Source organism: Streptomyces sp. AK08-02 (genome assembly GCF_033795085.1).
Taxonomy (GTDB): Bacteria; Actinomycetota; Actinomycetes; order Streptomycetales; family Streptomycetaceae; genus Streptomyces; species Streptomyces echiniscabiei.
The window spans coordinates 19,080-43,854 of record NZ_JARAZV010000036.1 but is presented as its reverse complement, the minus strand read 5'-3'; the positions used below and the strand labels follow the sequence as shown (position 1 = coordinate 43,854).

Below are 24,775 nucleotides of genomic sequence, written 5' to 3'. Positions count from 1 at the left end.
CTTATGACGGGTCGAGGATGCGCCAACCGACCGTTGACGTATCGCTGGCCGAGGTCGACTTGATGACGAACGAGGTGCCCGCCGTCCGGGCGTTGACGTACGGCGAGCCGACCGTGCCGCCGGGGGTCTGGATCGTGAGCTGCACGACGCTCGCCGCGGCGATCGCCGTCGTGTTCACGGTGACCGTGCCGGCCGCCAGCGTGGCCGTGCCCATGCGCGCCGCGGTGCCGCCGCTCGGCACGATCGTCTTGCCGGTCACGACGAGCGAGCCGTCGCCGGGGTCGAGGCGGTTGACCGTGCCGGTCAGTACGTTCGCCTTCACTGCGGTGAGACCGAGGACGGTTGCGATCGTGCCGGCGTCCGTGCGCAGGCACGTGGTCGCGCCCGAACCCGGTGAGACTTCGGTGACGCCGACCAGGACGACACCGGTCGCGCTGTTCGTGAGCCACACGGACGTGCCGTCGGATGCCTTCGTCACGAACCCGTTCACGGTGGCGCCCTTGCCCCCGTACACCGTGAGCCCGGTCGTGCACTGCTCGGCGCCGCAGCCGGTGAGAGCGACACCCGTGCAGGAATCGAGCCGGAACCCGGTCGGGGATCCCATGGCGGCGCAGGCGGTCAGGCTGGTGTACGCCATGCCGTCGAGCCAGTACGCGGCCCCGACGTTGCCCTCGGCCGAGCAGCCGATCAGGGACGTCGACGCGCCACCGAGGACGGTGTCTTGCGGCGCCTGCAGGTGGAACCCCACGCCGCCGCAGGTGCGGACCCGCACCCGGTGCAGGATGCTCGACGACAGCTCGTGGCAGAACACCCCGTCGCCGCCCATGGATTGAATCAGCACGTCTCGCAGCGTGATGTTCGCGGTCGACGGCGCCGCGAACCTCGTGAACCGCACGCCGCTGCCGAACCCCCGCCCCGGACCGGACAACTGCAGCCCCTGCAGCGTGACACCGCTGATGTCCGTACCGCTGATCAGGTCAAGGTTCTGGTTCGTCGCCTGCAGGATCGACACGCGGTCGCCCGCGCCGATCGCGTTGACGTTGCTCGCCCAGTTGAGCGCAGCACCCAGGGTGTATCGGCCGGCCGGGATGTACAGGGTGCCGCCGCCCGCCGTGCTCGCCGCGGCGATCGCTGCCTGAATCGCGGGGGCGTCGTCTGCGACGCCGTCGCCCTTCGCCCCAAAATCCCGGACGCTCAGCCAGTCCAGGGACGAGGCGGGTCCGCTGCTGCTTCCCGCGGTGAGGTTGTACGCCTCGACCCACGCGCGGGAGGTGCCGCCGGCGTCCGCCCACATCCCGATGATGTTGTCTGGACCGAGGAACCGCGGCAGGAACCCGAACTCGTCGGCCTTGACCGACGTCATCGGCGTGCCGCTCGCGTCCTGCAGGTCGGTGTACTGGTTCCCGGCGTCCGAGGCATCCCAGAACGTGACCACGGCGGACGCGGCCACCCCCCACAGCCCGTCGGCGGGTGCGACCACATAGTCGGCGATGCCTGCCCCGAACTCGTGACGAGCCATGCTCAGTCCACCACCCAACTGATACCGGAGCCCGGCAGCACGTAGTCGTCTTTGTCGATCGCCGGATGGTTCGCTAGCCACACCTGACCGGGCCGGTCCGAGGCGGCCGAGTAGATGATCGCCCGGCTCACGATCAGGCCGGTCGTGTAGGCGATCGCGTACTGATCGCGGTTCGGGTGCTGGTAGGTCGCCGGGATCGTGATCGGCAGGCGGGACTCGGTACCTGCGGCGAGGGTGCCGCCGGTCCGCTGGAACCCGCCGATGCGCAGGTGCACGGCACCGTTGCGCTTCTGCAGCACGCTGTCGGCGCTGTTCCGCCACCCGGTCGCCGTCGCACTGACGACCACCTGCCCCGAGTCGTCGAACAGCCCGGTCCAACTGCTACCGGTCCATACCCGCACGCGCTTGGTGTCCGTCTCGAAACACATCTCGCCCGGTGCCGGGTTCGGGTTCCTCGTCGTCGAGGTGCACGGCCGGATCCGGACACCGACGTACAGCTCGTTGCGGGCGACCGTGACCGACGCCGCCCCGGTCGGCACGCTCACCGTGGCGAGACTGATCTCGTACAGACCGGTGTCGCCGGTGCTCTGTGTCAGGGCGGGGGCGCTGCCGCCGGGGGTTCCGGCGTTGACGACGGCGCGCACAGTCCATGCGGCGCGGTCGAGCTGCAGCACCACGCGGTCGACGCGCGTTTTCCCGCTCGTGTTGGGGGTGACCGGCAGATTCACGGTCGCCGTGCCGGACGTCCAGGCGTGCCCGCGTACCGAGGCATAGACGCCCGATCGGACGTCCACGGACAGACCGATACCGGCAGCCACGACGGCCGTGTCGGCGGGGGCGCCGTACACGCCGTCGCCCGAGAACCTCGCGGCGATCTTCTCGTACTCGGTGTCGGTGACGGCGCGGGCGTTGTGAGCCGGTGACGGCCACGAGTCCTGAGCCACGCGTGCACCTCCTTCGCTATCGGGCTTCGAGCCGGCCGAGTCGCCGGCTGAGTGTGCGTATGGCCTTGACCATGGCGGGATCGGTGGTCGCGTCCGGCGAGCCGACCAGGGTCGTCACGTACTCGCCCGACTCGGGCGTCGCCTGCAGTTGGATCGAGCGCACGAGGTCGGCGACCTCGACGCCGTACGGGAGCGCCACGGTGACTTTGTCGCCGAGATCGAAGTCGCGGCCGGCCTTGAGATCGGGGGTGTCGACGGTGACCGTCGCGAGTTCGACGGGGGCAGCGCCGGCGGCGATCTCCCCGTTCCCGGCCTGCGTCAGTTCGCCGTCGGTGTCGGTCTGCGCCGAGCCGTCGACGTACTTCTCGACCCGCCACCACGAGCCGGCCGCCGCGGTGTCGGCGACCTGCACGTACGTGCGCCCCGTCGTCCCGATGTCAGGCTCGGTGCCCGCGATCAGCGCGTGCGTGACGGTCGGCGCGGACCGCTTCCACTGGATCGAGCGGAGGTTCCCGAGCCCGGTACTGAACCGCGCGGTCGAGGTCAGATCGCGCGGCCGGTAGCAGCCGAACAGGATCTGCCCGGCCGCCTGTTGGGTCCGGAACCCGATCGCCCCGCCATCGAGGGCGATGCGTCTGCAGACGTCGAGCAGCGGCTCGAACCGCGTACTCAAGGTCGTCGAGGTGCCGACGCTCGCGAGGGCGTCGAGGGCGAGGTGCGGTATGCGGCGCTCGGCCCGCGCGCCCGGACCGCAGTTCTCATTGACCAGGGTCCGGATGATCGTTTCCGCGTTGGTGCTGGTGAGCTGCCGGTATGTGTTGGCGAGCTGCGCCGTCCACGCGTTCGCCGGGGTCGGCCACGTGATGTACCCGGCCACCGTGGCGAGGTCGTCGGAGAAACTGACCGTGACCTTTCCCGCCGGCTCGTCGGTGACCGACCACGAGTAATCCGTCGGGATCTCCAGGGGCCCGGCCACCCACACAGCGCCGTCGCGGATGACGACCAACCGGTTTCCCGGCTGCAGTTGGGCCATGACCTCGGGTAGGGCGGGCATGTCGACGCTGCCCGAGCCGGGCTCGTTGAACCGTTTCGTGACGTCGAGGTTCGTCCACCCGTCGATCGGGTCGCCCTGCACGGCGAGGTTCTCGTCGGTGATGAGCAGTTGCACGGCCACGCGACCGCCGCCCCCTTTCGATCAGGCGGTCTCGTACCGCGGGTTGAACACGAGGTCGACGGCGCTGCCGGGCCCGGACCCGTTCAACTGGAACGTCACCGGGTTGTTGCCGGGGGCGAGCCCCCACAGAACCGCGCTCGGCCAGTTGAGCGCCCCAACCCAGTTGGAACCGTCCTGGTAGCGGACGGTCGGCGGGTCGGTGGAGATCGTGACCTGTTGCCCGGCGAGCAGCGCGCCGTGCCCGACCGCTGTCGGGTCGAGGGTGAACTGCTCGCCGGTTCCCTGGTTCGTGAACGTGATCAGGGACGCCGGGCCCGTGACCGTCCACTTCGGCCACACCACCACATCCCCCGGATTCCGGAGTGTGGTCGCCCCGAGCACCTGCGACGACGAGACCGTCGGGTAAGGGGTAAAGAAACTCGACAGTGCGCCGGTCTCCCGATGCACCGACACCTCGACGGGGTCGATCCAATACGGGTCCTCGCACCACAGCGTGATCGCTGCGGAGTCCGAGACGATCCCGGATCCCTTCGAGCCGCGCCCCTCGAACCCCTCTTGGTAGTACACGGCGATCCGGCGGCGCCCGCCGTCCGGCCGGGCGATCTCCAGCCATCCGGGGCCCTCGCGCAGGGTGCGCGTGAACGCCGTCGCGAGCGCCCGCCACCTGCCGACGAACTCGACGTGATCCTCGCCGTACACGTACAGCGGCCACACGATCGCCCGCGGCTGTGCCTGCGCGTAGCGCAGCCGTGCGCCGCCGCGCGGGTGCGCGTCGGTGGTCAGCGAGTACGACGTCGCGCCGAGCCCGGACACGCCGTCGGCGAGCGTGAACCAACCCGCGTCCTCGTCGGTGAGCGACCAGACCTTACCCGTCGGGTCGGTGTAGGTGGCGACCGCGAACCCGACCTCGGGAAGCGGGACCGGCGTACCGGTCCCGCCCCCGGTGTCGGGCGGGGTGATGACCGGCGCTGTGATGAGCGGCATTTAACGCGGCCTCCCTACCCGAGCGAGCGCATCCTGTCGCCGCTGCAGCAGCTCCAGATCGCGCACGGTCATGTCGAGCGTGCGCGGATAGAAGTTGTACGTATGGCCGGACTGACCGTCGGACGCCGACCCGGCCGCGCGTACCGCCTCGGCGGTCGGCATGACGGGCGGGATCGCTGCCCGGCCGAGCCGCTGAGCGCCCGCCCGCACGGTGTCGAGCGACTTGTCGGTGCCGACGACGATGCCGGCGCCGACCATGCGGCCGACGTACTCGGTTTCCTTGGCCGGTGAGTGGATCCTGAGCCGGTGCTCGATCGAGTCGACCAGGACGCCGCCGAGTTTCGTCATCTGCTGCTGCAGTGCTTTCTCTTGCGACTGCAGACCGACGAGGAACCCTTTACCGGCGTTGACGCCGCTGTCGTACATCGCGTCGGCCATGGTGTTGCCGTACGACGTGCTGAGCTTGGCGCCGGACGCCGCAAGGCTGTTGATCTTCTTCACGTCGCCTGCGGACGCCCCGGCGATGAGCCCGGCGAGCCCGCTGTCGGGGCCGGCGGCGATCATCTGCTGAATGACGGACTGCGTGACCCCCTTCTTCTGTGCCGTCGTGATCAGCGATTGGAAGTTCGAGAGCGTCGACTGCCGGGTCTGCATGCCCGCGATCAGGTCGCCGACCGTCGCGATCTTCCCGCCGTTGATGTTGGTCAGCCCGAGGTAATCCTGCGCGGTCCCCTTCTGGTCGGCCGCCGCCTGTTTCGCGGTGGCGATCTTCGAGGCGACCGCGTCGCGCTGCTTGGCGAGTGACTGCAGCCGGCTTGACGTCGCGAGCGCCTGCGCGGCGAGCGACCGGCCGGTCGTACCCGTCTTCTTCAGGTCGTCGGCGAGGCTCTTCGCCGCCGAGGCGATCGTGCTCGCCGAGCCGGTCAGACTCTTGGTGAACGAGCCGAGGTCGCCGGGCACTTCCTTGCGTGCCTTCGCGGCCGCCGAGGTCGTGCCCTTCGCGAACCCGCGCACACCGAGCCCGGCGACCATGCCGAGCGACGTGCGGTGGTCGAACACGGTCGAGTTGCCCGAGCCGAACCGGACGAGTTCGGGCCCCTGCTCGCCGACCCAGGCGAGTTCGCCCGCCTTCGGGCGGCCGCCCGAGGCGTACCCGCCGGCTCGGTTGTACGCCGAGGCGAGCGAGCCGTACCTCGACAGCGCGTACCGCATGCTCGCGTAGATGTTGGCGAGCGGGTCGTAAATGCCGCGCGACGTGAGCTTGCCCGCGTACGCGTTGAACGTCGACCCGATCACCTGCATGAGCCCGCGACTCGGGTCGCCGTTCTTGGCGTTGACGTCCCAATTGTTGATCGCCTTGGGGTTGCCCCCCGACTCTTGGTTCATGCGGCGCAGCACGGTCGGCAGCAGACTCGCCGGCTGCCCGACCATCTTGAGCGCCTGCAGGACTACCGACGACCACCGCTTGACCCCGGACCCGCCGACGTCGCCCCCGCCGAACGCGCTCGTCGCCGCCTTGACGACCTTGTCTTTCAGGCTCGACAGCATCTTGAGCGGCACTTTGCCGATCATCTGCGCGAACGGGTTCTGCCCGATCGCCCCGATCTTGTCGCGAACGAACCCGGTCGCCTTGTCCCACAGCTTTCCGGGGTGGGCGAGGAAGTCGACGCCGTCCATGACGGCGCCGCCGATCGCCTTCGCCTTCCCGCCGATCCAGCCGGCGACGTCGCCGACGATCCCGCCGCCGGCGAACTTCTGTACCGGCAGCTCGCCGGTCTGGTTCATGTAGTTCAGCGCGCCGAACCCGATCTTCCGGGCGCTGCTGCGCTTCACGACGAACTCGTCGGCCATCATCAGCGCCGGGATCGAGTCCTTGCCCGGAGTGCCACCGCGCGTACGGCCGCCCTCGGCGAGCAGCTTCGGCGCGGCCGGCAGCTTGCCCAGCCCAACGAACCCGGCGACGCCGTCCCAGACCTTTTTAATCCCATTTGAGTAGACCGACTGAATTACGAAATTCACCGGCTTTTTGGTGATCGACTCGATCTTGCCGAACGCCTTGCCGATCGCGTCCTTCGCCGTGCCGAACGCGTCGCCGACCAGGCGCACGCCGGTCTTGGCAGCGTCAAAGGCAGGCTTGAGCGCCTTGGACCACAGCCACGAGGCGGCCGAGCCGATCCCGTTGAACGCCGGCTGCAGCGCGTTTCGGTACAGCCACGAGCCCGCCGAGCCGACCGCGCGCATGCCGGTCGTGAAGTAGCCGAACACGACCTTCACGCCCGACCAGAACCACCCGGCGACCGTGACGATCCCGCGGAACGCGGGCTGCAGGGCGTTGCGGTACAGCCACACCCCGGCCGAGCCGACCGCGGAGAAACCGGCCTTGACGAGCCCGAAGTACAGTTTCGCGCCCGTCCACCACCACGAGAACAGCGTGACGATCCCGCGGACAGCCGGGCCGATCGCGTTGTTCCACAGCCACATCGCGCCGGCGGCGATCCCGTTGAACGCCGGCTGCAGTGCGTTGGTCCACAGCCACGTTCCGACGGCGGCGAGCAGCTTGAACGCGAGCACGTACGGCAGGATCAGGACCGTAAACACGACCGCGAACAGGAACTTCGCGCCGGTCGCGATCGCCGAGAACGTCGGCTGCAGCACGCCCGACCACAGCCACGAGGCGGCCGAGCCGATCGCCCGCAGCCCGGTCATGAAATAGCCGAACCCGACCTGCAGGGCGCCCCACAGGTAATCCCAACCGACCTTGATGCCGGCCCAAGCTGCCTGCACGATCCCGCGGAACGTGTCGCTCTTCTTGTACGCGACGACCACCGCGGCGGCGAGCGCGAGAATGCCGACGATGATCAACCCGACCGGGTTCGCCGACATGACCGCGTTGAACACGGCCTGCACGCCGGTCGCGATCCGGGTCACGGACGACCACAGCAGGATCGCGCCCCGGTAGACCGAGAACACCCCGGTGACGATTCCGGTCGTGATCGCCTGCGCCGACAGAACCGCGGTCAGACCGACCACCGCGACGCCGACGGGGATGAGCCACGCCCCGTACTTCTGCAGCCACCCCGCGGTTGCTGCGAACGCCGTGCCGACCGCCTGCGCGGCGGGCACGAGGTACGAGACGAGGGCGCCGCCGACCGTCCTCGTCGGCGGCAGTACGTACGTGACGAGGAACTTCCCGGTGTCCCGCAGGGCGGGCAGCGCGTACTTGCTCGCGAAGTTGGCGAGCCCCTGCAGCGCCTGCCGCTTGAACACCTCGATGTCGTTCGAGGCGGTGTTGTGGAGCTGCTTGCCCATGCGGTCCGCAGCGCCGCCGACCTTGCCGAGTCCGGCGGCCGCCTTGCTCGGGTCGAGCGCGAACAACGCGCGGCCGAGATCCTCGCTCTGCGTCCCGAACAGGGCGGTAGCGGCCTGCGCTTGCTTGACCGGGTCTTTGATCCCGCGCAGCCGGTCGAGGGTGAGCTGCAGCACGCCGTTCGCGCTCTTGCCACCCTTGGCGAACTTGCCCGCCATGTCGTCGGCGCTGAGCCCGAGCATCTTGAACCCGGCCGCGGTCGTCGTCGACCCGTCGACCGCCCGGATCGAGAATTCCTTGATCGAGTCCGCGACGAGGTCGCCGTCGCGGGCGCCCGCCTTGAGCCCCTGATTGATCAGCCCGATCGCGGTCGAGCCCGACAGCCCGGCTTTCTTCCACTGCACCGAGTACTCGTTGACCGTGTCGATCAGGTCGCCCGCCTGATCGGCGCCCGACTGGAACCCGGCCGTCAGCAGGTCGAACCCCTGCTTCGCGTTCTTGACGAGGCCCGTCGACATGAGCTTGCCGACAGCCTTGGTCGAGTCGGCGACGTCGGCGTCGAACACGTCCGCGAGGTTCAGCGCGTCCTTGCTGAGCCCGACGAGTTCTTTCCGCGGGCCGTTGATCGCCGCGACGCCGTTGCGCTGCAGAGACTTGAGCGACTCGTCGACCTGGTCGATCGACTCGCCGTAACCGGACGCGTAGACCTTGCCTGCAACCTTCCCGGCGCGGGCTGTCTCTTTCTCTGTGAGCCCGAGGGACGCGCCGAGTTTGGCCGTTGCCTTGTCCTGCTCGACCGCCTCGGCGAACCCGGCCGCGAACAGCGCACCGCCCGCGACCGCGACGCCCGCGACGCCTGCTTTCAACTTGCCGCCGAGCCCGCCGAGGAACCCGTCGCCGGCGTCCTCGCCCGCGGATGAGCCGACGCGCGCCGACTCGCCGCTGATCTGCTGATTGAGCAGCCGGCCGAACCCGCGCGCCTCGGGCACGACGGACACGTACCCGACGCCGACCTCGACCGGCATGCCGAATCACCCCGTTTCGGGCAGCACTTGCGATGTGATGTGGTCGTACGCAGCCCGCGCCTTTGCCCGGTCCCGCTCGGCCGCGGCTGCGGTTTCCTCGGGCGTCGGGTCGCCCGGCCGCCACCCCGGCTCGGGGTAGGGCATGGCCGGTTTCTTCGGGTCGCGGTTGGCGTTCACGAACGCCGTGAAGAGCAGCGCGAGCAGATCGCGCGTGTCGGCGGCCGCGTAGTCGAGCGACTGCCACGCATGCCCGTTGTGGGCGCGGGCGGTGGCACTGTCCGGCGGCAGCCCCTCGACCAGGACGCGCAGCAGCCGCAGCGTGATCTCGCCTCGCCAGTAGGCGGCGAGCGGCCCGCCCTTGCCGACGCTGCTGCCGTAGTACCGGATCAGGTCCGCCTCGACGGCCTCGGGCTGCTCGCCGAGGACGTCGACGGCGGTGTACGTGTAGACCTCGACGACGTCGTCGCCGTCGGGGCCTACCCCTTCGTAGGGCGCACCCGCTGCACCTTGTCCTGCGCCTCATTGCGGATGCCGACGTACAGCAACATCACGCTGTTGACGTCGCCGCCCGCCGCGAGGAACTCGGCGTACTGGTCGCCGAGCAGGATGCGGGCGCCGGCCTCGTCGCCCTTCGCCTCGTTGAGTTCCTGCTGCATGTCGTCGGGCGTGAAGATCGGGTGCGGGAACGAGAACACGGTCGGCTCGTCCTCGGGGCCGACCTCGAACTCGACGCGCTCGCCGCCGACCGCATCCGCGTAGGACCGGCGGACGGTCTCCAGCCGGTACCGCTTGCCGTTGGGCTTGCTCATGGTGGTGCCTCTCTCTCGGGTGAGCTGTGGGTGAGCGTTCGAGGGCGAGGGACGGTCGGGGCTCACCCAGAACCGCCGTCCCTCGCCCGGTCAGTGGGACCGTCAGCCGCCGGACGGGGCGAGCGCCCGCCAGCCGGGGCCGTCGATCCAGTTGCGGCACGAGGTGCCGACGGCGCTGTCGCGGTACGCGGTGAGCGTGACCGGGCGGGTCGTCGGGTCCGCCCGCGACCACGTCTCGTCGTCCTTGTCGGTGAGGCGAGCCCGCGGCATGTGCTTGACGACGTAGATCTCTCCGCCGTCGTCGCCGTAGTCGAGACCGATGAACAGCAGCCGGCGGAACGGGTTCCGCGGCGTCTTGGCTCGGTCCCACGTCCACGCGGTACCGAGGGCGGGCAGCGCGCCCGCGCCGGACAGCGGCAGTCCCTCGTACAGGGCGACGGTTGCCGCGTTCGTCTCCTGCGGCGAGAACGTCACGGTCAGCACGTCGGACTCGACGTCGCTGCGGGTCGGCTCGGAGGACTGCGACGAGGTGACGTCGGACATCGACACGTCGCTCGGGAACGAGACGCCGTCGTCGGTGGTGTAGCCGATCGGCACGTACCCGGCCGGGATCGTGACGAGGCTGCCGTCGGTGTCGAACGGGTTCGAGATCGCGGCGGTCGAGAGATCTGCCGCGAAGATCGCCTGTACGAGCTGCTTGCGGATGTACTCGGTGTGCAGCCCGGATTCGAGCGACACCGGGGTCGGTGTGGACATGCTGTGTCCCTCCATGGGAAACCCCCGGCCGGCTCACGGCTCGGGGGCGAGTGGTCAGGGTGGCGGGTGAGCCGATCAGGGGGCGGCGAGCGCCTTGCCGCGCAGGGACACCTCGACGGCGAACGAGGCGCGTTCCTGCCCGCTTTCAGGGTCCGGCGAGCTGTTCGGCCCGCCGACGTCGACGACGTCGTACGCAGCCACACCCCGCCACCCTGGGATCGCGAACACGAGCGCCCGCACGACCTTGACGAGGTCAGCGACGGCGCCCTCGTCCGGTCCCCAGCACTCGAAGTCGAGCCGCGGCCGGTCGGTGATCCGGTCGATCCGGCTGCCGCCGACACGCTCGATCCGGACGAACGAGGCCGGCCTCGTGATCGGCACGCGCGTGACGACCCGGACGCCGAGCCCGGCGGCGTCGAGCGCCGCCTGCAGGTACGTGCGCACGACCGCGACGGCGTCGGGGAACTCGACCGGTGCCGCCATCACTCGACCGCCCGCGCGGCGTCGAGGGCGCGCAGCAGCGCCCGCCGCGACACCTCGGGGTCATTGGTCGAGTAGTCGCCGATGACGGCGCCGCGTACGCGGTGGTCGCCGGTCTCGACGTCGACCCGGAACTGCCCGCCCGCCCCGTCGGCCCGCGCGGTCGCGCTTGCGTCATCTGCGATCGCCCGCAGCTTGCGTTCGATCAGTGCCCGCGTCTCTGGCGTGCGCAGGAACGAGGCGATGTTTCGCCGGTTGGGGACGAACCTGTTTCGGGCCATGCGATCACCCCTCGACCGTCTTGAGCCTGATCTCGTAGTGGTGCAGCTCGACCGGGGTGTACGCCGGTCCGGGCGGGCCGATCACCTCGAAGTCGAGCCCCTGCCAGTGCACGCGGTCGTTGCCGTACACCGTGAGCGGGCTGCCCGAGGTGTCGACCGGGTTGCAGACCATGAGCCATTCGCCGATCTGTGCCGACCGCTGGTCGTTGTCCTCGGCGCTCGTGTTCTGCTGCAGCCACGCGGCGACTTCGGCGTGCGTGACCGCGGCCGGCGACCAGTCGTCGACCTCGTTGCCGTACCGGTCCGCCTTAGTGCCGGGGTGCTCGACGTCGACGAGGTGCGGCAGCACGTCGTCGGGGATCACCACACACCGCCGGCCCACAGACCGGGCGACGGGTCGTGCGGTGAGCACGGGTACGGATCCCGCCGCCACCCCGGCAGCCCCTCGTCGCGGACACCGATCGTGTACGCGGCGTCGGCGTCCGGGTCGGTGACGTCCTCGGGTGCGAGCTGCGCTTTCTCGTCGTCGGTGAGGTACAGCCCGCCGTCCTCGCCGAGCGACTCGGAGTACTGGCCGATCGTGCGCTGCCGGTACCCGCCGGGGTTGGCCATGACCCGGCGCACGACCGACACGGCGATCGCCTTGAGCGTCGCCGGGTCGGGCTCGTACCCGGTCGGGATGTGCCGCCGCATGAGGGCGGACGCGTCGTCGAGGTACGCCTCGACCTGCGCCCGCCGCGGGCTGCCCTCGGCGAGGGTGACGGCGGCGCGCGCGGTGTAGTCGTCGACCGTAGCGAACGCCGCCACCGCCCCTACTCCTTCCGCTGCTCGGGCTCGACGAGTTCGGCCGCCTCGCACGCCGCGATGATGTCCTCGCGGCTCGCGTCGGCGGCGACCTCGACGTCGTGCTGCTCGGCGAACGCCCGCCATGCCTCGACGCCCGAGCCGCGGCCCGAGCGGGGCGGCGCCTCGTCCTCGGAGCCGCCGCCCTCGCCCGTGGGCGTGGGCACCTCGGGCGAGGAATCGGCGTCGGTCCACGCGTGCTCGCCGATCTGCTTCGCCACCTTGGGCGGCACTTCGCTGTCGGGCCCGTACGCGACGCCGTCGACGTGCACGTACGCGATCAGTCGGCGCGTCATCAGATCACCTTGGCCTTGAAGGTCAGGTTCGGCTCGCGCAGAACCGGCAGACCGACCGCGGCGGCGTGCGTCCACAGCCGGATCGGATCCTTGCTCTTGTACGTCGCGGCGACGATGCCGGGTTGCTCGCTCGCGACGAGCGCGTACTCGGATTCGAGCGCCTCGGCGGTCGTGCCGAGCAGCGTCGCGCCGAGGTCGGTCGGCTGCGACGCGGTCGTCGGTCCGGGCTCGGGCAGCAGCGCGATCGAGTCCGACGGCGTGATGCGGGTCGAGACACCCTCGACCTTGACGCGCGCGTCGTAGATCTCGAACGGCGGCAGGTCGAGCGCCTGCAGAACAGAGTTCACCTGTTCCGTGTTGAGCATCGGCGCCGTGCCCGCAGGGGCGAGCGGGTACACCTGCCTGATCACCTGCTGACACATACCGAAGTGCGTCACCACCCCGACGGGCGCGAGGGTCACGGCCGGCGACTCGCCGTTCGTGTCCTCGTAGGTGTTCACCCACGACCGCATGTCGGTGAGCGGCGTCGCGTTCGTGTGGTCGGTCCACAGCGTTGCGGCGACGACCGAGTGCGCGCCGATCCGTCCGAAGTCGACGGTCTGCTGCAGCTCGGTCACGGGCGCCTGCGCGTTGACGAGCGTCTGCCCGCGCACGACCTCGAACCGCGCGCCGATGTTGCGGGCGATGCGCTGCGCGTCACGGGCGATCAGCGCGAGCACGCGATCGTCGTTCGTGTCCAGCTTCCGCAGCCGCAGCCGGTCGTACTCGTTCAGCGGGATCTTTTCGCTGATGGGCGGCAGCTCGCCCATGACCTTGCCGATCCCCTCGCGGCGGCCGATCTTCGACTCGGCGTCCCACGAGCGGAACGAGGCGGTCTCGGCGAGCCCGCCGCCACCCTTCGTGTATTCGTACGCGATGTCGTCGACCTCGACGTTCGGCAGCCACCGCGACAGCGTGAAGCGGTTCACCTGCAGATCGGCGAGCGCGGCCCGAATGAGGCCGGTGAGTTCGGTCGGCTCGATGAACTCTGTGTCGAGAGTCCAGCTCATCTCAGATCATCCCCTCTCAGACGAACCGGATCGTGCCGGCGACGTCGGTGTGCCCGGCGGCGTCGACGTTGCCCAGCGGCAGGCGCGACTCGCGCACCTTGCCGTGCGTGAGCATCGCGGCCGACGGGTCGATGGTGTTGACGGTCGGCGCCTTGACCGCGGCGTACAGGAACCCGACGAGGGTCTGCCGCCCGTCCGCCGCCGCGTTGTCGTAGGGCCCGTACTTGCCGGGCGTCGCCGTGATGGCGCCGAGCGGGATACCCGACTTGAAATACCCGTCGGGGTAGTGGGTGCCCGCGGTGAACAGGCTTGTGTCGAGCGAGATCGTCTCGGTCGCGTCCGTGCCGTGCGCGGACCCGAGCCACGACTGATCGTCGGACCCGAACGACTCACTCGTCTGAGCGAGAATCATGGTCGATTCCTCCGTGTGGTCAGCTCTTGTCGGTGCCCTTGCCGAGCAGCTCGCGGTACAGATCGGCGCCGGCTGCGACGCCGCCGCCTCCCTTGCCACCGCTTCGGCTGCCCCGCCGGGTTCCCTGGTCGAATCCGCCGCCGCGGCGGCGACGGCGCGTGTCGCGCCCGCCCTCGCGGTCGTCGTCCTCGTCGTTCTCGTCCTTGTCGGACTTCTTCGGTGCGAGCCGCTTGACGAGTTCGGCGAGACCGTCCTCGTCGATCTCGCCGTCGTCGTCGACGTACCTGTGCAGGTTCACGTCGTCGGCGACGTCGCCCGCGTTCGGGATCACGCCCTTCGCGGCGGCGAGGAACGCCTGCCGCGCGAGCTTGGAACCGTTCTTCGTGCGTTCCTCGGCGAGCGCCTTCGCGACCGCCTCGGACACGGCCCGTTCCTGCTCGGGCATCCCTTCGCGCTTGATCTTCGCGAGTTCCTTCGCCGCGGTGGCGTTGTCCTTCGCGCGGTTCTCGTGCTTGCGCGCGAGCCCCTTGTACTTCTCTGCCTCGGCCTTCCAGTCGGTGCCGTCGCCGTCCTTGTCGGACCCGGCGCCGTCGCCGTCCTGGTCGCCGTCCTGGTCGCCGTCGTTGTCGCCGTCGCCCTGGTCGCCGTCGCCGTCGCCGCCGTCCGCGTAGAGGAACGGCGAGAACGGCGTGAGCGGGTACGGGTGCGACCAGCCGGCCGCCGACTCGATACCGGGCAGTGAGGGCAGAGTGCGCGTGCGCATGGTGGTGTCTCCCGTGTCGGGTTGGGGTGAGCGGGGGTGCGCCGTGTCGGCGCTCCGGTCACGACGGGATGTCGTCGGGACCGGTGAACTCGTGTCGCTTCACGGCGAGCAGCGGCCCGTACTCGCCGTGCTCGCGCGTGATGATGACGTCGCGGTAATCGGGGGCGCGGCCGCCCGCGTCGGACTGCCCGACGCCCTTCGCGACGGCGTCGTGCGCCTCGCGCAGCGTCGCCTCGTCGAGGACGTGCCCCGGATCCTTGCTGCCGGCGAGCGGCTCGACCTTGCAGTCGCAGCCGGGGTGTATCGGCATGAGGTTCTCGACGCGGTACCGCTGCGTCGAGGCGAGCACGCATAGCGCGCAGTTCTTCGAGCCGGTCAGCCGGCGCCGGAAGAACCGCGCGCCGCCCCGCTGCATGGACTGCTGCGCGGCGTTCGTGCGGGCGAGCTGCAGATCGGTCTCGGTGATCGACAGCAGCCGCGTACGGCCCTCTGTGACCGCCTGCGCGTATGCCTTGCCCTTGCTGAGCGCCGTCCACGTGGTGACGAACGGGCGCGTGTACACCTCGGCCGGGTCGACGCCGCGCAGCGCCTCGGGGAGCTGCACGCCCGCCGGCGCCGCGGCGGTGCCGAGCATGTCGGCGATCGTCGCGGACAGGTACGCGTCCGTGATTTGCCCCATCTGCGCCTGTGCGGCGAGGACGGTCGGCAGCACCTGCTCGACGAACGCCGCGGCGTCGCCGTCGCGGTACCCGCCGAGGCTGTCGAACGCGTCGAGGACGAACGAGATCACGCGCGAGCGCAGCGACGTCGACAGGGCGTCGTACCGCTCGGTGAGCGCCGCCTGCAGCGCCTCACCCACCGGTCGCCCCCTCGTCGACGTTGCCCGCTGTCGGCGCCGGGGCGGCGGGCAGCAGCGATGCGGCGAGCAGCTTCGCCGCCGCGGCGCCCGCAGTGATCCGGCGCACGCGCTGCGGCGACTCGCCGAGATCCTCGGCGATGACGTCGAGCGGGTACCCGATGCTCGCCAACTTCGTTGCGGCGTCCGCCTGCACGGCCGGGCTGAGGTACTGCGGGTTCGCCCAACGCACCGTTGCCTCGGTGTAGTCCTCGGGCACACCCGCCTGCGCGGCTGCGAGGCTCATCACGTCTTCGAGCCCCTCGCCGAACGACGCGATGTGCTCGCGCACCTTCGCGACGTGCATGAGGTCGAGCGCGGACACGGTGTCGGCGCTGATGTTGATCAGGTCGCTCGCGTAGTAGTACGCCGGGGTCTGCGACACGATCAGCATGTCGCGCACGTCGGACTCGTGCTCTTTCAGGAACCCGCTCAAGTCGGTCGCGTCGAGCTGCCCGAACTGCGCGTTCTCCCCCTCGGACACCCACACCGTGTTCGGTCCGGGCGTGAACGGCTGCTCGACTGTTATGAGCCCGGTCTCTTGGTTCCGCCGCTTCGCGAACTTGTGCCCCTTGACCCACTTCTGCCGGAACCCTGAGTACCGGCTCGCCGCCATGCGGTTCAACAGGCCCATGTTCACCCGGTCCTGCGCGTCCATGACGCACGCGAACTCGGGCTCGGGGTCCTCGCCGAGGTCGGGCGCGCGGGCGAACTCGATCAGCGGCATGCGGCCGAGGTCGTGCGGCTCGCCGTCGTCCTGGTCGCCGACGTACACCCACGAGTCGGGCCCCCACGGCAGCCGGCTGCCGCACCGCTCGGCCGTCCGGTACGGGAACGACCGGTCGTCGTAGTACACCCGCGCATAGCCGTACCCGTCGATGTCGTTCGCGTACGCCTTGAGTCCGACGAGCGGCTCGCCGGTCTCCGGGTCGTACTCGACGATGCACTCGCTCGGGTGCTCGGGAGTGATCAGCGGGCTCGGCCGCTTGTTGTCCTCGACGAGCCGCGGGTGCGGGCCGACGAGCATGTACCCGACCGACTGCGCCATGCCGCAGCGCCACACGAGCGTTTGTCGACTGTCGAGGCGGTTCGCCTGCCACCACCGCGACGCTTTGTCGTCCGGCGTGCCGTCGGGCCCGGTGACGCCGAGCGCGAGCAGCCGGTGCACGGTGGCGTTCGCGATCAGCCCGCAGAAGTTCGTACGCGCCTTGCGCTGAAAGTCGATGAATGCCGCCTCGGCGTTCTTCGGCAGCTCGGGGAGCGGCGGCCGCCCGCGGTAGTACTGCCACCACCCGTCGAGCACACCCGCGCGCTTGCGCATCCGGCGCCCGAGGCGCAGCAGCATGAAATCGGGGTTGTCGAGATCAGGTGTCTCGTCGAGCACGGTCGCCCCCTCTCTGTCAGAACGTGCCGCCGAACATTTCCTCTTCCTCGACCCCGACGCCCTTCGCGATGGCGTCGAGGCGGCACTGCCACGCGAGCACCGCGGCGACCGCGGCGTCGATCTTCTTCGGGCTGTCGGGGTGTGCCTTGGCGATCTGCAGGCCCGAACGACCGGGTCGTCGGCGGGCGTTGCACATGTGCCGTACGAGCGCCGACGAGCCGTCGTGCGACAGCTCGCCCTCGGTCAGTGCGGTGTGGAACTTCTCCAGTGCCCGCACGATCAGCACGCTGCGGCCGCCGGTCATCCACCACTCGACCGGATGGTTCCGGGTCGCCTGCACCTTGAGCCGCGGGCCGTACGCCGCTTCCCAATCGGCGACGTGCGATTCCCACTTGGCGGGGTCGGCGTAGAACCCGACGACGTCGTACCGCTCGAACGTCTCGACGACGGTCGCGAGCACCTCGACGACCGGTACCTGCCAGCCCTCGCCGGCCTTGCCGTCGGGTTGCTCCCACACGCCGATCGTGAACAGGTGCCCGTCGGACAGTCGGCAGCCGATCAGCGCGGTCGCGTCGGTCACCTTGCGGTTCCGCTTCCGCGAGCCATCGAACCCGAGCACGATGCGGTCGCCGTCCTCGACCGTCTTGCCGAGGTCGGACGAGGCACGCACCTCGGGCTCGCTGAGCCACGAGTCGGCGGCGTGGGTGATCTGGTTCAGGAAGTCGGCCCGCAGGTCTTGCGGGTCGTTCGAGGTGTCCCAGAAATCCGCGGTGATCCGCTCGATCGGCGACCAGCCGGGCGAGCACGGCGGGTCGTGCAGTACGCACCCGTCGGGGTGATCGCTGCTGTCGCCGTACGCGAGCCGCAGCCCGGCGACGAGCGAGCGCTCGTCGGTCATGTCGGTCTCGGGCGGCGCCTCGCGGTGGTCGACGAGGATGCCCCGCGCCCGCGACCGGCCGTCGAGGATCGCCTGATAGTCGGCCGCCGACTGCTCGGCGACGGACCCCTCGCCCGGCGTGAACGCGTTCGGCGTCTCGACGATCGAGCCGCCGATCTTCGTCGCGTTGAACCGCATGGTCTTCGCGAGCCGGACGCCGCCGTTCGACTCGCGCCATTCCTCGGTTTGGTCGAGCGACGCGAAGCACGCCGGGTCGCCCTTGACCGAGGTCGCCGACGAGGTGATCGGGGAGATTTCGCCACGCGGCAGATAGATCACGGTGTCGAGCACTTCGAGCCCGTACTCGGCCGCGAGCGATCCGCCGCGCGCCATCTCCAGCAACGGCAACCACGTGTTGTCGGTCTGCTGCTCGGTCACGGCGGCGATGCGTACGAGGGGCGTGCGCAGCGAGTGCCACGGCCGGCCGATCGGCTCGCCGCTCGCGTCGAACCCGTCGGCGACGACGTCGGCGCACGCCTCGGCGAGCGCGATCGCCCCGACGAACGGACTCTTCCCCCAGCCTCGCGGCCGCGACAGCAGCGCCCGGTGCATGACCCGCTTGCCGGTCACGGGGTGCACCTCATAGAACCTGCACAGGAACTCGGCCTGTTCGCGGGTCGGCAGGAACGGCTCGCCGTCGTCGCGGCCGGGCTGCGCAAGGTTCTCGATCATCCAGTCGAGGACGTACCAACCGAGGGTCGGCCGCTCGCCCTCGTACTCGGGCCCACGCCACGGCATGACGAACCCCCGACTACGTGCCCTTGCCCTCGCCCGCCTTGCCGCCGGGCATCATCCGAAGCTGCCCGTACCGCTCGCGCGCCGAGGGACCACCCGACCGCCCGCTGCCGCCGTCGGCGCCGTCCGCCTCGGCGAACACCATGCGCAGCCGCGCCCGGTCCGCGGGCGTCGCCCCGAACGCTGCGACGCGCAGCCGCAGCTCGCCCGCCGCCGTCAGATCGCCCCGCCACAGCCGGGCGTGAATCAGGGCGGTGTCGAGTAGGTACTGCCAGTCGGCCGAGCCGAGGTGCTCGGCCTGCGGCGAGTCGATCCACATCTGCCACCACTCGCGGGTGCGCTCGGGCCACACGAACTCGACGAGGTCGCCGTCGCGCTCGATCCGGAAGTCGGGCAGCTCGGGCGCCTCGGCGTGCTCGAACCTGAGCACGGTCTGCGGGATCGCGTCCTTGTTGCGCCGTGCCCGCCGGCTCGGGTCCTTCGGCGCCGGCCCGGTGCCTCCCATGGCTGTACCTCCCGTGTCGGGTGCGCTGCGGCACACCCGTGTCGGGGCGCTACAGCAGCGAGTCGATTACGTGCTGCAGGTCGCCGAGGCGGCGCGGCGTGTCGCCGAACGTCCGCCCCGTGACCGCGATGTACCGGCCGGTCGCGTACACCTCGACCGAGCCGTCGTCGAGCTGCAGCCGACGCCCCGCGTCGCCCGGCAGCCGGCCGTGCCCCCATACGTGCAGACCGTCGCCGCCCTGCGACACCTCGACCCACGTCGAGCCGCCGACTGCGTCGAGGATGTTGCGCGCCCAACCCGCGACGGTGCCCTCGTCGTCGAGGCAGTGATCGAGGTCGAGGCAGACGACGCCGTCGCCGTCGAGGACGAACCCGAGCCCGGCGCCCGCCGTCGAGCGGGCGGCGTCGCTGTACCGCGACCACGTCTCGGGGGCCGTGCTGCTCGCGACCTCGCCGCCGACCGAGACCGGAACCTTCCGCGAGGTGCGGCGTACCCACCGCGGCCGGCTGGTCAGCTCGGCCGGGATCGTGCGGGCCGCGCGGTGAGCGGCAGCTCGGCATGCCGGCTTGCAGAACCGCGCGTGCCGCCGGGCCGTGATCGGCATCGGCTCGGCGCAGTGCTCGCAGCATCGGCTCGTCGTCATGTGTCCAGTCTACAGCCGCGTACGCTTTTAGTGCTCTGACCTGCATGTATCAGGTTCGTATCGAGAGTGCGGCAGGCTGAGAGGCGATCTGCGGCCCCTCAGCCGCACGCCATCAAATCAGCCTGCCGCATCCCTGCTCGCCCGCCAGCGAGCCGCCCGCGCCCCGCAGCGCGGCCGTTTTCCCCGGACCCGTACAGAAGGTCAGCCACAGCACCTCCCGAGCCCCAAACGGGGCGGGGAGGGGAGTCACCCCCCAGGGTCGGGGGTAGCGATCTTCGTTTCGGTCCGGTCGTCCGTGATCACGTCGACCTCGCTGCAGCGGTACGTCGACGTCGAGTCCGTGAGCCTGTGACCTGCGGAAACGCAGCCACATGTACAAACGTGCAGGTCAGAGCGTTGCGACGGTGTGCGCGAGCCTGCAGTTTCGGCTCGGCGGTCAATCTGCGGTGCCTGTACGGCAGTTGCAAGCGTCTGACCTGCGGTTTTGTGCAACCTCTCGCAAACGTGCAGGTCACAGCGTTGCGGGCTCACGTGGTGCGTGCGCCTCGTCGTACGTGCTCGGCGTGCTGTCGTCGTGCTCGCACCTGCGGTTGAACGATGCATAAACGTGCAGGTCAGAGCGCTGTGATCGTGGTGCAGGCTGCGCGATTTGGTCGTCGGTCCGGTAGTTGTGTCCTCGGTCCTCAAATCGTGCGCCGCGTACGAGAGTTGCGAGGCTCTGACCTGCAGCTTTGTGCATGTCCGTCGAGCCTCGGCTGTGCGCTGCCGACCTCGGCCGAGCAGCGCCTCGGGCTCACCTCGTACCGCACCGCTCTGACCTGCAGCGATGCACGCACCTGCGTAAACGTGCAGGTCAGTGGGGTGCAACTCGGGGCGGGGGGTGTCGACTTGGGGGCGGGGGGTGTAGTTGCGGCCGGGGGGTCAGATCAGGCCGGGGTGTCGCTCGGCCGGGCGGCGCATGCGTACGGCCCACCGGGCGTCGTTGCCCTGTCTGCTGCTCTTGGCAGCGTGGCAGTCCTCGCACAGCGCCTGCAGCATCTCGGGGCGGTGGTCGTGCCGGTCGCCGATGTGGTCGACCTGATTCGCCGGGCGGCCGCACACACGGCCGTCGATCCGGTTGCGGCACCGGTACTCGTCGCGGGCGAGGACGTACGGGCGTACGTGCGTGTACCAGTCGGGCGGCAGCTCGGCCCGCCGGTTGCTGCCGGCCCATCCGCCGCTCATGCGTCGTCGTCCTCGTCGTCCTGGTCGCGGTCGTCCTCGTACGGCTCGGCTCGCTCGGTGCTGCTGTCGAGCACAACGTCGGGCGTGAACCCGAACGTCGTTCCGGCGTTGGTCGGCTCGGGCGAGCGCAGTGCGTCGAGCATGCGGAGTGCCGCGTTCTCGACGTCGTCGAGCTGCTTGCGGCTGTACCCCTTGGCCGAGATTTCGATCTCGTTCCGTCCGTCGGTGAGGTGTACGCGCATGGGCGGTGTCCTCCCCGGTAGTTGGTCCGTGCAGTGCAGGGGCGCAGCCAGCGACCCGCCCTTGTTCGGGGTGTGTTCCTGCGCTGCACGGCGTGTGTGGGGAAACGCGAACGCCCCCGCTGTGAGGCGAGGGCGTCGGGTGGATTCGGTGTCCGGGCATGGCGGACTTGCCGACAAGAGTGCGACAGGTGATCGTCAGAGTCAAGTTCGGGCGGCGTGCTGAGAGTGAGATCGTCTCGTGCGCTCGCCCGCTACTACCTGTAGGGGATCTCTCTACCTCCACCCCCCCATATATGGGAGGGGAGGGGAACGCGCGCGCGCGAGTCCCCCGGCTGTCCCCCAGGGACATAACGCGTTGACCTGCGACGACGTCTGAGAACGGCGAACGATTCGCGTGCGATTCGTCGACGATTCGCGATCGATTCGTACGCGATTCTCGTGCAGAACCGCGTCAACAGCCCACACGGGCACCGGACATAGGAGCGCCCCGTACCGCGGTGGGCGGTACGGGGCGCAGGTGTGGGCGGCCGGGGCGCTACTCGGTGTCGGCGACGGCGACGACGAGCTGCTGCAGCTTGCCGCCGAACGACAGCCGGCCCGTGGGGACGTCGGCACCGTTCGCCCCGGCGGCGAACGCGTCGGCGACGAACGCCGCGATCTCGTCGAGGGTCATGTGCTTGCCCGCGGGCGCGTGCTCGATCTTCTTCGGCATGGTTCCTCCGTGCTACTTCCGCGGGCCGTTCTGCGACTTCCAGCCTGCCAGGAAACCGCGGTTGTGGGTGATGTACGTCGGCGCCTCGCGCACCGCCCGGCGGCCGGTCGGCAGCGCCCACACGAGCCCGCACACCGCGGCGGCCGCGAGGAACTGCACGAGGCTGTCGACGAGGATTTGCAGCGCCTGCATGCCGAAGTACGCGCCCACGCCCGCCCCGGCGGCGAACACGCCCTTTGCGGCGGTGCGTTGCGCCTGCGGGTCGAGTCCGGGTGTTGCCGGGGGTGCAACGGGCACGGCGGGCTCGTACTCGGGCCCGTACTGCGGGTGCAGCATGCCGTCGATCCGCACGTACCCGATCACCCGCATGCCGGGCGGCGGGGCGGGCGCGAGGTACTGCTCGGCGGCGGGCACGATGCGGGTCGGGGTCACAGTCCGGGCGAGGGGCGCCGGTCGTACAGCGGGGCGTTCGGGATGCATGGCGGGGTCCTAGCTCGCGGTGTTGGGGCGGTGTCGCTCGATGTGGCGGCCGAGGTCGAGCAGCAGCAGACCGAGCCGGTCGACGCCGAGCCCGGCGAGCAGCACGACGACCAGGTGCAGCAGCGGCAGGTCGAGGCGCGGGCCGTCGACAGTGTCGAGGTGCAGCAGCACGACGACGATCGGCCCGAAGGGGGCCGCGGTCCGCACGACGTCGCCGGCTGCCCGTACGGCTCGGGCGGTGCGGCGGCGGGCGGGCGAGGGGCGGGTCATGACGAGGTGCCTCCGTCCGGGCGCACGGCGTATCGGCCGTACTTGGCCTTGTGCACGCGCGGGTCGGCGCCGAGCCATCGGCCGATCGTGGCGGCGTGCGGCGGGTCGACGTCGGGGTACAGGCGGGTGATGAACTCGCGGATCGCCTCGGGCCCGATCCCGGCCGGGCCGGACTTGAGCACGATCTCGTACACGAGCGCCTTGCGCGGGTCGCCGCCGGTCGGCTGCGTCTCGTCGAGGGCGGCGGGTGGCGTGTACGTGAGTCCGCTCGCCTCGAAGATCGCGCGCGCCTCGGCCTCGATGTCGGGGTCGTGGTTGGTCGCCTCGTCGATCTCGCCTCGGATGCGCCGCACCGTGGCATCGGCGTCGGCGATCGCGTCCTCGCCGGGCGCTGCCGGGGCGGGCGTCGAGGGTGCGGGGTCGTCCCATCCTGCTGTCGGGTCGGTCCATCCCTCACGGGGCGGCCGTTCGGTAGCCGGCGGGTCGGCGACGAGGGTTGCGGCGGGCTGCGCGCTGCCGTTGAACAGGTGGTCGGTGTTCTCCCACCTGCGGGCGTACGCCTCGCCCGCAGCGAGGCGGGACAGCTCGTCGAGTTCGGGCCGGTACTCGGCGGTCGCGACGACGATTTTCGCGATCTCGCTCGGGGTCATGCGGTACACGACCAGGGCGCGGGCCGGATCGTCGAGCACCTTGATCGCACCGGTTCCCGCGACGGGCATGTCTTCCGGCGAGATCTTGTCGCCCCACCCCATCAGGTAGGCGATCTCTCGCTCGTCCGACTTCATCGCGATCTTGAGACCGGACTGCACGACGAGCTGCGGCTCTTCGAGCACATCCTGCGTCGCCCGCAGCGCCGAGGCGATCACGTTGCACGCCACGGCGCGCGCGAGTTCGACGACCTGCAGCAGCACGTCGCCCGCCTTGCGCAGGATCGGGTGCCTGCGCGCCTTTGCCGAGTACAGCTCGGCGACCTCGTCGGCGTTCGCCACGATGCCGGGCACGGCCGGGCTCACGGGGATCTTGTCGTCGTCCGCCTCGATCTGCAGGTCGGCGTATCCCGGCTTGCGCGCCTTCGCGATGCGCAGCAGCGCCTCGGCCATGGCGAGCACTTTCTCGGGGGTGTCCGCGACCCAGTCGATCGGCGAGCGGCCGGGCCGTCCGGCCTTGTCCCATGCGCGCAGCCACGGCAGCGCGAGCGAGCCGCCGTTGAGGTCGATCACCCACACGAGAACGTCGATCATGCGCAGTTGTCCGGCGATCGCGACGTTCATGAGGTTCGATTTGCCGCTGCCCTTGCGCCCGGTGAAGATCGCCGTCAACTGCCGGATGCACGGCGCGGCCTCGCTGCCGTCCTTGTGGCGGCCGAGCTGCAGCCCGTCGTTCATGGACCGGGGCGAGTAGTCGTCGGGGTACATGGTCGGGCCGGCCGCGACCTGGTTCTCGGTCTCGATGTTCGCGAGGAACGAGCCGCGGTCGGCGCCCTCGGTGATCTCGACCGAGCAGCCGTTCGGCAGGCGGGCGTCGCCGGCGAGCCCGTCTTGATGCCGCTGGACGTCACGCCATGTGTACCCGCCTTCGGGCAACCGCCCTTCGAGGGTCATGCCGCCGCTCGGCCACATCTCGACGCCGACGACGAGTACGCCCTCGATGCCGCACACGCGGGAGAACCGAGACGACCACTGTTCGGCGAGCGCCCGGTACCCGCGCATGATCCCGGCGTGCGCGGCCGCCGTGTTCTCGGCCGCGGCCGCCGCCTCGGCCCGCCGCCGCGCGGCCCGGTTGCCCGCCATGGCGGCGCCGAGCCCGACCGCGCCCGCGGCGAGGGTGGCAAGACAGTTGACCGTCCACGGGCCCGAGTTGAGCGCCCACGAGCACCATGCCCCCGCGCCGACCCATGCGGCGGCGCGGAGTACGAGGCTGCCGCGCCCGGCGCCGGACTGCCGACCCGCGATGTGCGAGCCGACGAGCCCGGCGCCGGCGACGCCGACACCCCACCACAGGGACGCGCCGGCCGCGTTCGCCGCGTACGAGGCGGCGAGCGCGGAACCGGCGGCGCTGAGCGGGGCAGTGAACGGACCGTGCCCCGACTCCCAATCGATCTCCACT

At 70.4% G+C, this 24,775-nt stretch carries 26 protein-coding genes; all 26 read right to left on the bottom strand.

Annotated elements, in window-relative coordinates; translation table 11 throughout:
- Window position 1: 1 nt before the first annotated feature.
- The 26 genes from PV734_RS45240 to PV734_RS45115 all read right to left on the bottom strand — a co-directional run bounded on the left by PV734_RS45240 (window position 2) and on the right by PV734_RS45115 (window position 24,774).
- Window positions 2-1,519 carry a glycosyl hydrolase family 28-related protein gene (locus tag PV734_RS45240; RefSeq protein ID WP_319295130.1) on the bottom strand — a complete coding sequence of 506 codons (1,518 nt, stop codon included), beginning with the start codon at window positions 1,517-1,519 and terminating at the stop codon, window positions 2-4.
- A gap of 2 nt (window positions 1,520-1,521) precedes the next feature.
- Window positions 1,522-2,463, bottom strand: coding sequence for a hypothetical protein (locus tag PV734_RS45235; RefSeq protein WP_319295127.1), 942 nt, complete (start codon window positions 2,461-2,463; stop codon window positions 1,522-1,524).
- A 16-nt stretch (window positions 2,464-2,479) separates the two neighbouring features.
- Window positions 2,480-3,637 carry a siphovirus ReqiPepy6 Gp37-like family protein gene (locus PV734_RS45230; RefSeq protein WP_319295125.1) on the bottom strand — a complete coding sequence of 386 codons (1,158 nt, stop codon included), beginning with the start codon at window positions 3,635-3,637 and terminating at the stop codon, window positions 2,480-2,482.
- Window positions 3,638-3,658: 21 nt separating this feature from the next.
- Window positions 3,659-4,621, bottom strand: a complete 963-nt coding sequence (locus PV734_RS45225; protein WP_319295123.1) for a phage tail protein — start codon at window positions 4,619-4,621, stop codon at window positions 3,659-3,661.
- Entirely contained in the window at window positions 4,622-8,953 is a 4,332-nt protein-coding gene (locus tag PV734_RS45220; protein WP_319295121.1) for a phage tail tape measure protein, read from the bottom strand.
- Between the two features lie 476 nt (window positions 8,954-9,429).
- Complete coding sequence (locus PV734_RS45215) at window positions 9,430-9,762, bottom strand: hypothetical protein (RefSeq protein WP_319295119.1); 333 nt, start codon at window positions 9,760-9,762, stop codon at window positions 9,430-9,432.
- A gap of 102 nt (window positions 9,763-9,864) precedes the next feature.
- Complete coding sequence (locus PV734_RS45210) at window positions 9,865-10,518, bottom strand: phage tail protein (RefSeq protein WP_319295118.1); 654 nt, start codon at window positions 10,516-10,518, stop codon at window positions 9,865-9,867.
- Window positions 10,519-10,593: 75 nt separating this feature from the next.
- Window positions 10,594-11,001, bottom strand: coding sequence for a hypothetical protein (locus PV734_RS45205; protein ID WP_319295116.1), 408 nt, complete (start codon window positions 10,999-11,001; stop codon window positions 10,594-10,596).
- Window positions 11,001-11,279: a hypothetical protein gene (locus PV734_RS45200; RefSeq protein ID WP_319295114.1), complete on the bottom strand. Its 279-nt coding sequence runs from the start codon at window positions 11,277-11,279 to the stop codon at window positions 11,001-11,003. Before PV734_RS45200 ends, PV734_RS45205 begins: the two co-directional genes overlap by 1 nt.
- A gap of 4 nt (window positions 11,280-11,283) precedes the next feature.
- Complete coding sequence (locus tag PV734_RS45195) at window positions 11,284-11,643, bottom strand: hypothetical protein (RefSeq protein ID WP_319295112.1); 360 nt, start codon at window positions 11,641-11,643, stop codon at window positions 11,284-11,286.
- Window positions 11,640-12,086, bottom strand: coding sequence for a hypothetical protein (locus PV734_RS45190; protein WP_319295110.1), 447 nt, complete (start codon window positions 12,084-12,086; stop codon window positions 11,640-11,642). Before PV734_RS45190 ends, PV734_RS45195 begins: the two co-directional genes overlap by 4 nt.
- Before the next feature lie 5 nt (window positions 12,087-12,091).
- Entirely contained in the window at window positions 12,092-12,418 is a 327-nt protein-coding gene (locus PV734_RS45185; protein WP_319295108.1) for a hypothetical protein, read from the bottom strand.
- Window positions 12,418-13,467, bottom strand: a complete 1,050-nt coding sequence (locus tag PV734_RS45180; RefSeq protein WP_319295106.1) for a major capsid protein — start codon at window positions 13,465-13,467, stop codon at window positions 12,418-12,420. Before PV734_RS45180 ends, PV734_RS45185 begins: the two co-directional genes overlap by 1 nt.
- Window positions 13,468-13,483: 16 nt before the next feature.
- Entirely contained in the window at window positions 13,484-13,879 is a 396-nt protein-coding gene (locus PV734_RS45175) for a head decoration protein (RefSeq protein ID WP_319295104.1), read from the bottom strand.
- A 19-nt stretch (window positions 13,880-13,898) separates the two neighbouring features.
- Complete coding sequence (locus PV734_RS45170) at window positions 13,899-14,642, bottom strand: hypothetical protein (protein WP_319295102.1); 744 nt, start codon at window positions 14,640-14,642, stop codon at window positions 13,899-13,901.
- Between the two features lie 58 nt (window positions 14,643-14,700).
- Window positions 14,701-15,501, bottom strand: a complete 801-nt coding sequence (locus PV734_RS45165; RefSeq protein WP_319295100.1) for a hypothetical protein — start codon at window positions 15,499-15,501, stop codon at window positions 14,701-14,703.
- Window positions 15,494-16,921: a phage portal protein gene (locus tag PV734_RS45160; RefSeq protein ID WP_319295098.1), complete on the bottom strand. Its 1,428-nt coding sequence runs from the start codon at window positions 16,919-16,921 to the stop codon at window positions 15,494-15,496. Before PV734_RS45160 ends, PV734_RS45165 begins: the two co-directional genes overlap by 8 nt.
- Window positions 16,922-16,937: 16 nt before the next feature.
- Window positions 16,938-18,596 (bottom strand): terminase, encoded by a 1,659-nt coding sequence (locus tag PV734_RS45155; protein ID WP_319295096.1) that lies wholly within the window; start codon window positions 18,594-18,596, stop codon window positions 16,938-16,940.
- 13 nt (window positions 18,597-18,609) lie between these two features.
- Complete coding sequence (locus PV734_RS45150) at window positions 18,610-19,098, bottom strand: hypothetical protein (protein ID WP_319295094.1); 489 nt, start codon at window positions 19,096-19,098, stop codon at window positions 18,610-18,612.
- Window positions 19,099-19,147: 49 nt separating this feature from the next.
- Window positions 19,148-19,741 carry a DNA primase gene (locus PV734_RS45145; RefSeq protein WP_319295092.1) on the bottom strand — a complete coding sequence of 198 codons (594 nt, stop codon included), beginning with the start codon at window positions 19,739-19,741 and terminating at the stop codon, window positions 19,148-19,150.
- A gap of 921 nt (window positions 19,742-20,662) precedes the next feature.
- The gene (locus PV734_RS45140; protein ID WP_319295091.1) at window positions 20,663-20,965 is read right to left on the bottom strand and encodes an HNH endonuclease; all 303 of its coding nucleotides are present in this window, start codon (window positions 20,963-20,965) and stop codon (window positions 20,663-20,665) included.
- On the bottom strand, window positions 20,962-21,207 hold the full coding sequence (locus PV734_RS45135) for a hypothetical protein (protein WP_319295089.1): 246 nt from the start codon (window positions 21,205-21,207) through the stop codon (window positions 20,962-20,964). The genes PV734_RS45140 and PV734_RS45135 overlap by 4 nt, the downstream gene beginning before the upstream one ends.
- A gap of 535 nt (window positions 21,208-21,742) precedes the next feature.
- A complete protein-coding gene (locus PV734_RS45130; RefSeq protein ID WP_319295087.1) occupies window positions 21,743-21,919 on the bottom strand; it encodes a hypothetical protein in 177 nt (58 codons plus the stop codon).
- A gap of 12 nt (window positions 21,920-21,931) precedes the next feature.
- Window positions 21,932-22,399, bottom strand: a complete 468-nt coding sequence (locus PV734_RS45125; RefSeq protein WP_319295085.1) for a hypothetical protein — start codon at window positions 22,397-22,399, stop codon at window positions 21,932-21,934.
- Between the two features lie 9 nt (window positions 22,400-22,408).
- Entirely contained in the window at window positions 22,409-22,669 is a 261-nt protein-coding gene (locus tag PV734_RS45120; protein ID WP_319295082.1) for a hypothetical protein, read from the bottom strand.
- Window positions 22,666-24,774, bottom strand: a complete 2,109-nt coding sequence (locus PV734_RS45115) for a hypothetical protein (protein ID WP_319295080.1) — start codon at window positions 24,772-24,774, stop codon at window positions 22,666-22,668. Before PV734_RS45115 ends, PV734_RS45120 begins: the two co-directional genes overlap by 4 nt.
- Window position 24,775: the final 1 nt, after the last annotated feature.

What these genes read in the sequence shown, in the direction of transcription:
- PV734_RS45240 (WP_319295130.1), bottom strand. Translation starts at nt 1,519, where the DNA reads ATGGCTCGTCACGAGTTCGGGGCAGGCATCGCCGACTATGTGGTCGCA.
- PV734_RS45225 (WP_319295123.1), bottom strand. Translation starts at nt 4,621, where the DNA reads ATGCCGCTCATCACAGCGCCGGTCATCACCCCGCCCGACACCGGGGGC.
- PV734_RS45220 (WP_319295121.1), bottom strand. Translation starts at nt 8,953, where the DNA reads ATGCCGGTCGAGGTCGGCGTCGGGTACGTGTCCGTCGTGCCCGAGGCG.
- PV734_RS45215 (WP_319295119.1), bottom strand. Translation starts at nt 9,762, where the DNA reads ATGAGCAAGCCCAACGGCAAGCGGTACCGGCTGGAGACCGTCCGCCGG.
- PV734_RS45210 (WP_319295118.1), bottom strand. Translation starts at nt 10,518, where the DNA reads ATGTCCACACCGACCCCGGTGTCGCTCGAATCCGGGCTGCACACCGAG.
- PV734_RS45205 (WP_319295116.1), bottom strand. Translation starts at nt 11,001, where the DNA reads ATGGCGGCACCGGTCGAGTTCCCCGACGCCGTCGCGGTCGTGCGCACG.
- PV734_RS45200 (WP_319295114.1), bottom strand. Translation starts at nt 11,279, where the DNA reads ATGGCCCGAAACAGGTTCGTCCCCAACCGGCGAAACATCGCCTCGTTC.
- PV734_RS45185 (WP_319295108.1), bottom strand. Translation starts at nt 12,418, where the DNA reads ATGACGCGCCGACTGATCGCGTACGTGCACGTCGACGGCGTCGCGTAC.
- PV734_RS45180 (WP_319295106.1), bottom strand. Translation starts at nt 13,467, where the DNA reads ATGAGCTGGACTCTCGACACAGAGTTCATCGAGCCGACCGAACTCACC.
- PV734_RS45175 (WP_319295104.1), bottom strand. Translation starts at nt 13,879, where the DNA reads ATGATTCTCGCTCAGACGAGTGAGTCGTTCGGGTCCGACGATCAGTCG.
- PV734_RS45170 (WP_319295102.1), bottom strand. Translation starts at nt 14,642, where the DNA reads ATGCGCACGCGCACTCTGCCCTCACTGCCCGGTATCGAGTCGGCGGCC.
- PV734_RS45155 (WP_319295096.1), bottom strand. Translation starts at nt 18,596, where the DNA reads ATGCCGTGGCGTGGGCCCGAGTACGAGGGCGAGCGGCCGACCCTCGGT.
- PV734_RS45150 (WP_319295094.1), bottom strand. Translation starts at nt 19,098, where the DNA reads ATGGGAGGCACCGGGCCGGCGCCGAAGGACCCGAGCCGGCGGGCACGG.
- PV734_RS45145 (WP_319295092.1), bottom strand. Translation starts at nt 19,741, where the DNA reads ATGACGACGAGCCGATGCTGCGAGCACTGCGCCGAGCCGATGCCGATC.
- PV734_RS45140 (WP_319295091.1), bottom strand. Translation starts at nt 20,965, where the DNA reads ATGAGCGGCGGATGGGCCGGCAGCAACCGGCGGGCCGAGCTGCCGCCC.
- PV734_RS45135 (WP_319295089.1), bottom strand. Translation starts at nt 21,207, where the DNA reads ATGCGCGTACACCTCACCGACGGACGGAACGAGATCGAAATCTCGGCC.
- PV734_RS45130 (WP_319295087.1), bottom strand. Translation starts at nt 21,919, where the DNA reads ATGCCGAAGAAGATCGAGCACGCGCCCGCGGGCAAGCACATGACCCTC.
- PV734_RS45125 (WP_319295085.1), bottom strand. Translation starts at nt 22,399, where the DNA reads ATGCATCCCGAACGCCCCGCTGTACGACCGGCGCCCCTCGCCCGGACT.
- PV734_RS45120 (WP_319295082.1), bottom strand. Translation starts at nt 22,669, where the DNA reads ATGACCCGCCCCTCGCCCGCCCGCCGCCGCACCGCCCGAGCCGTACGG.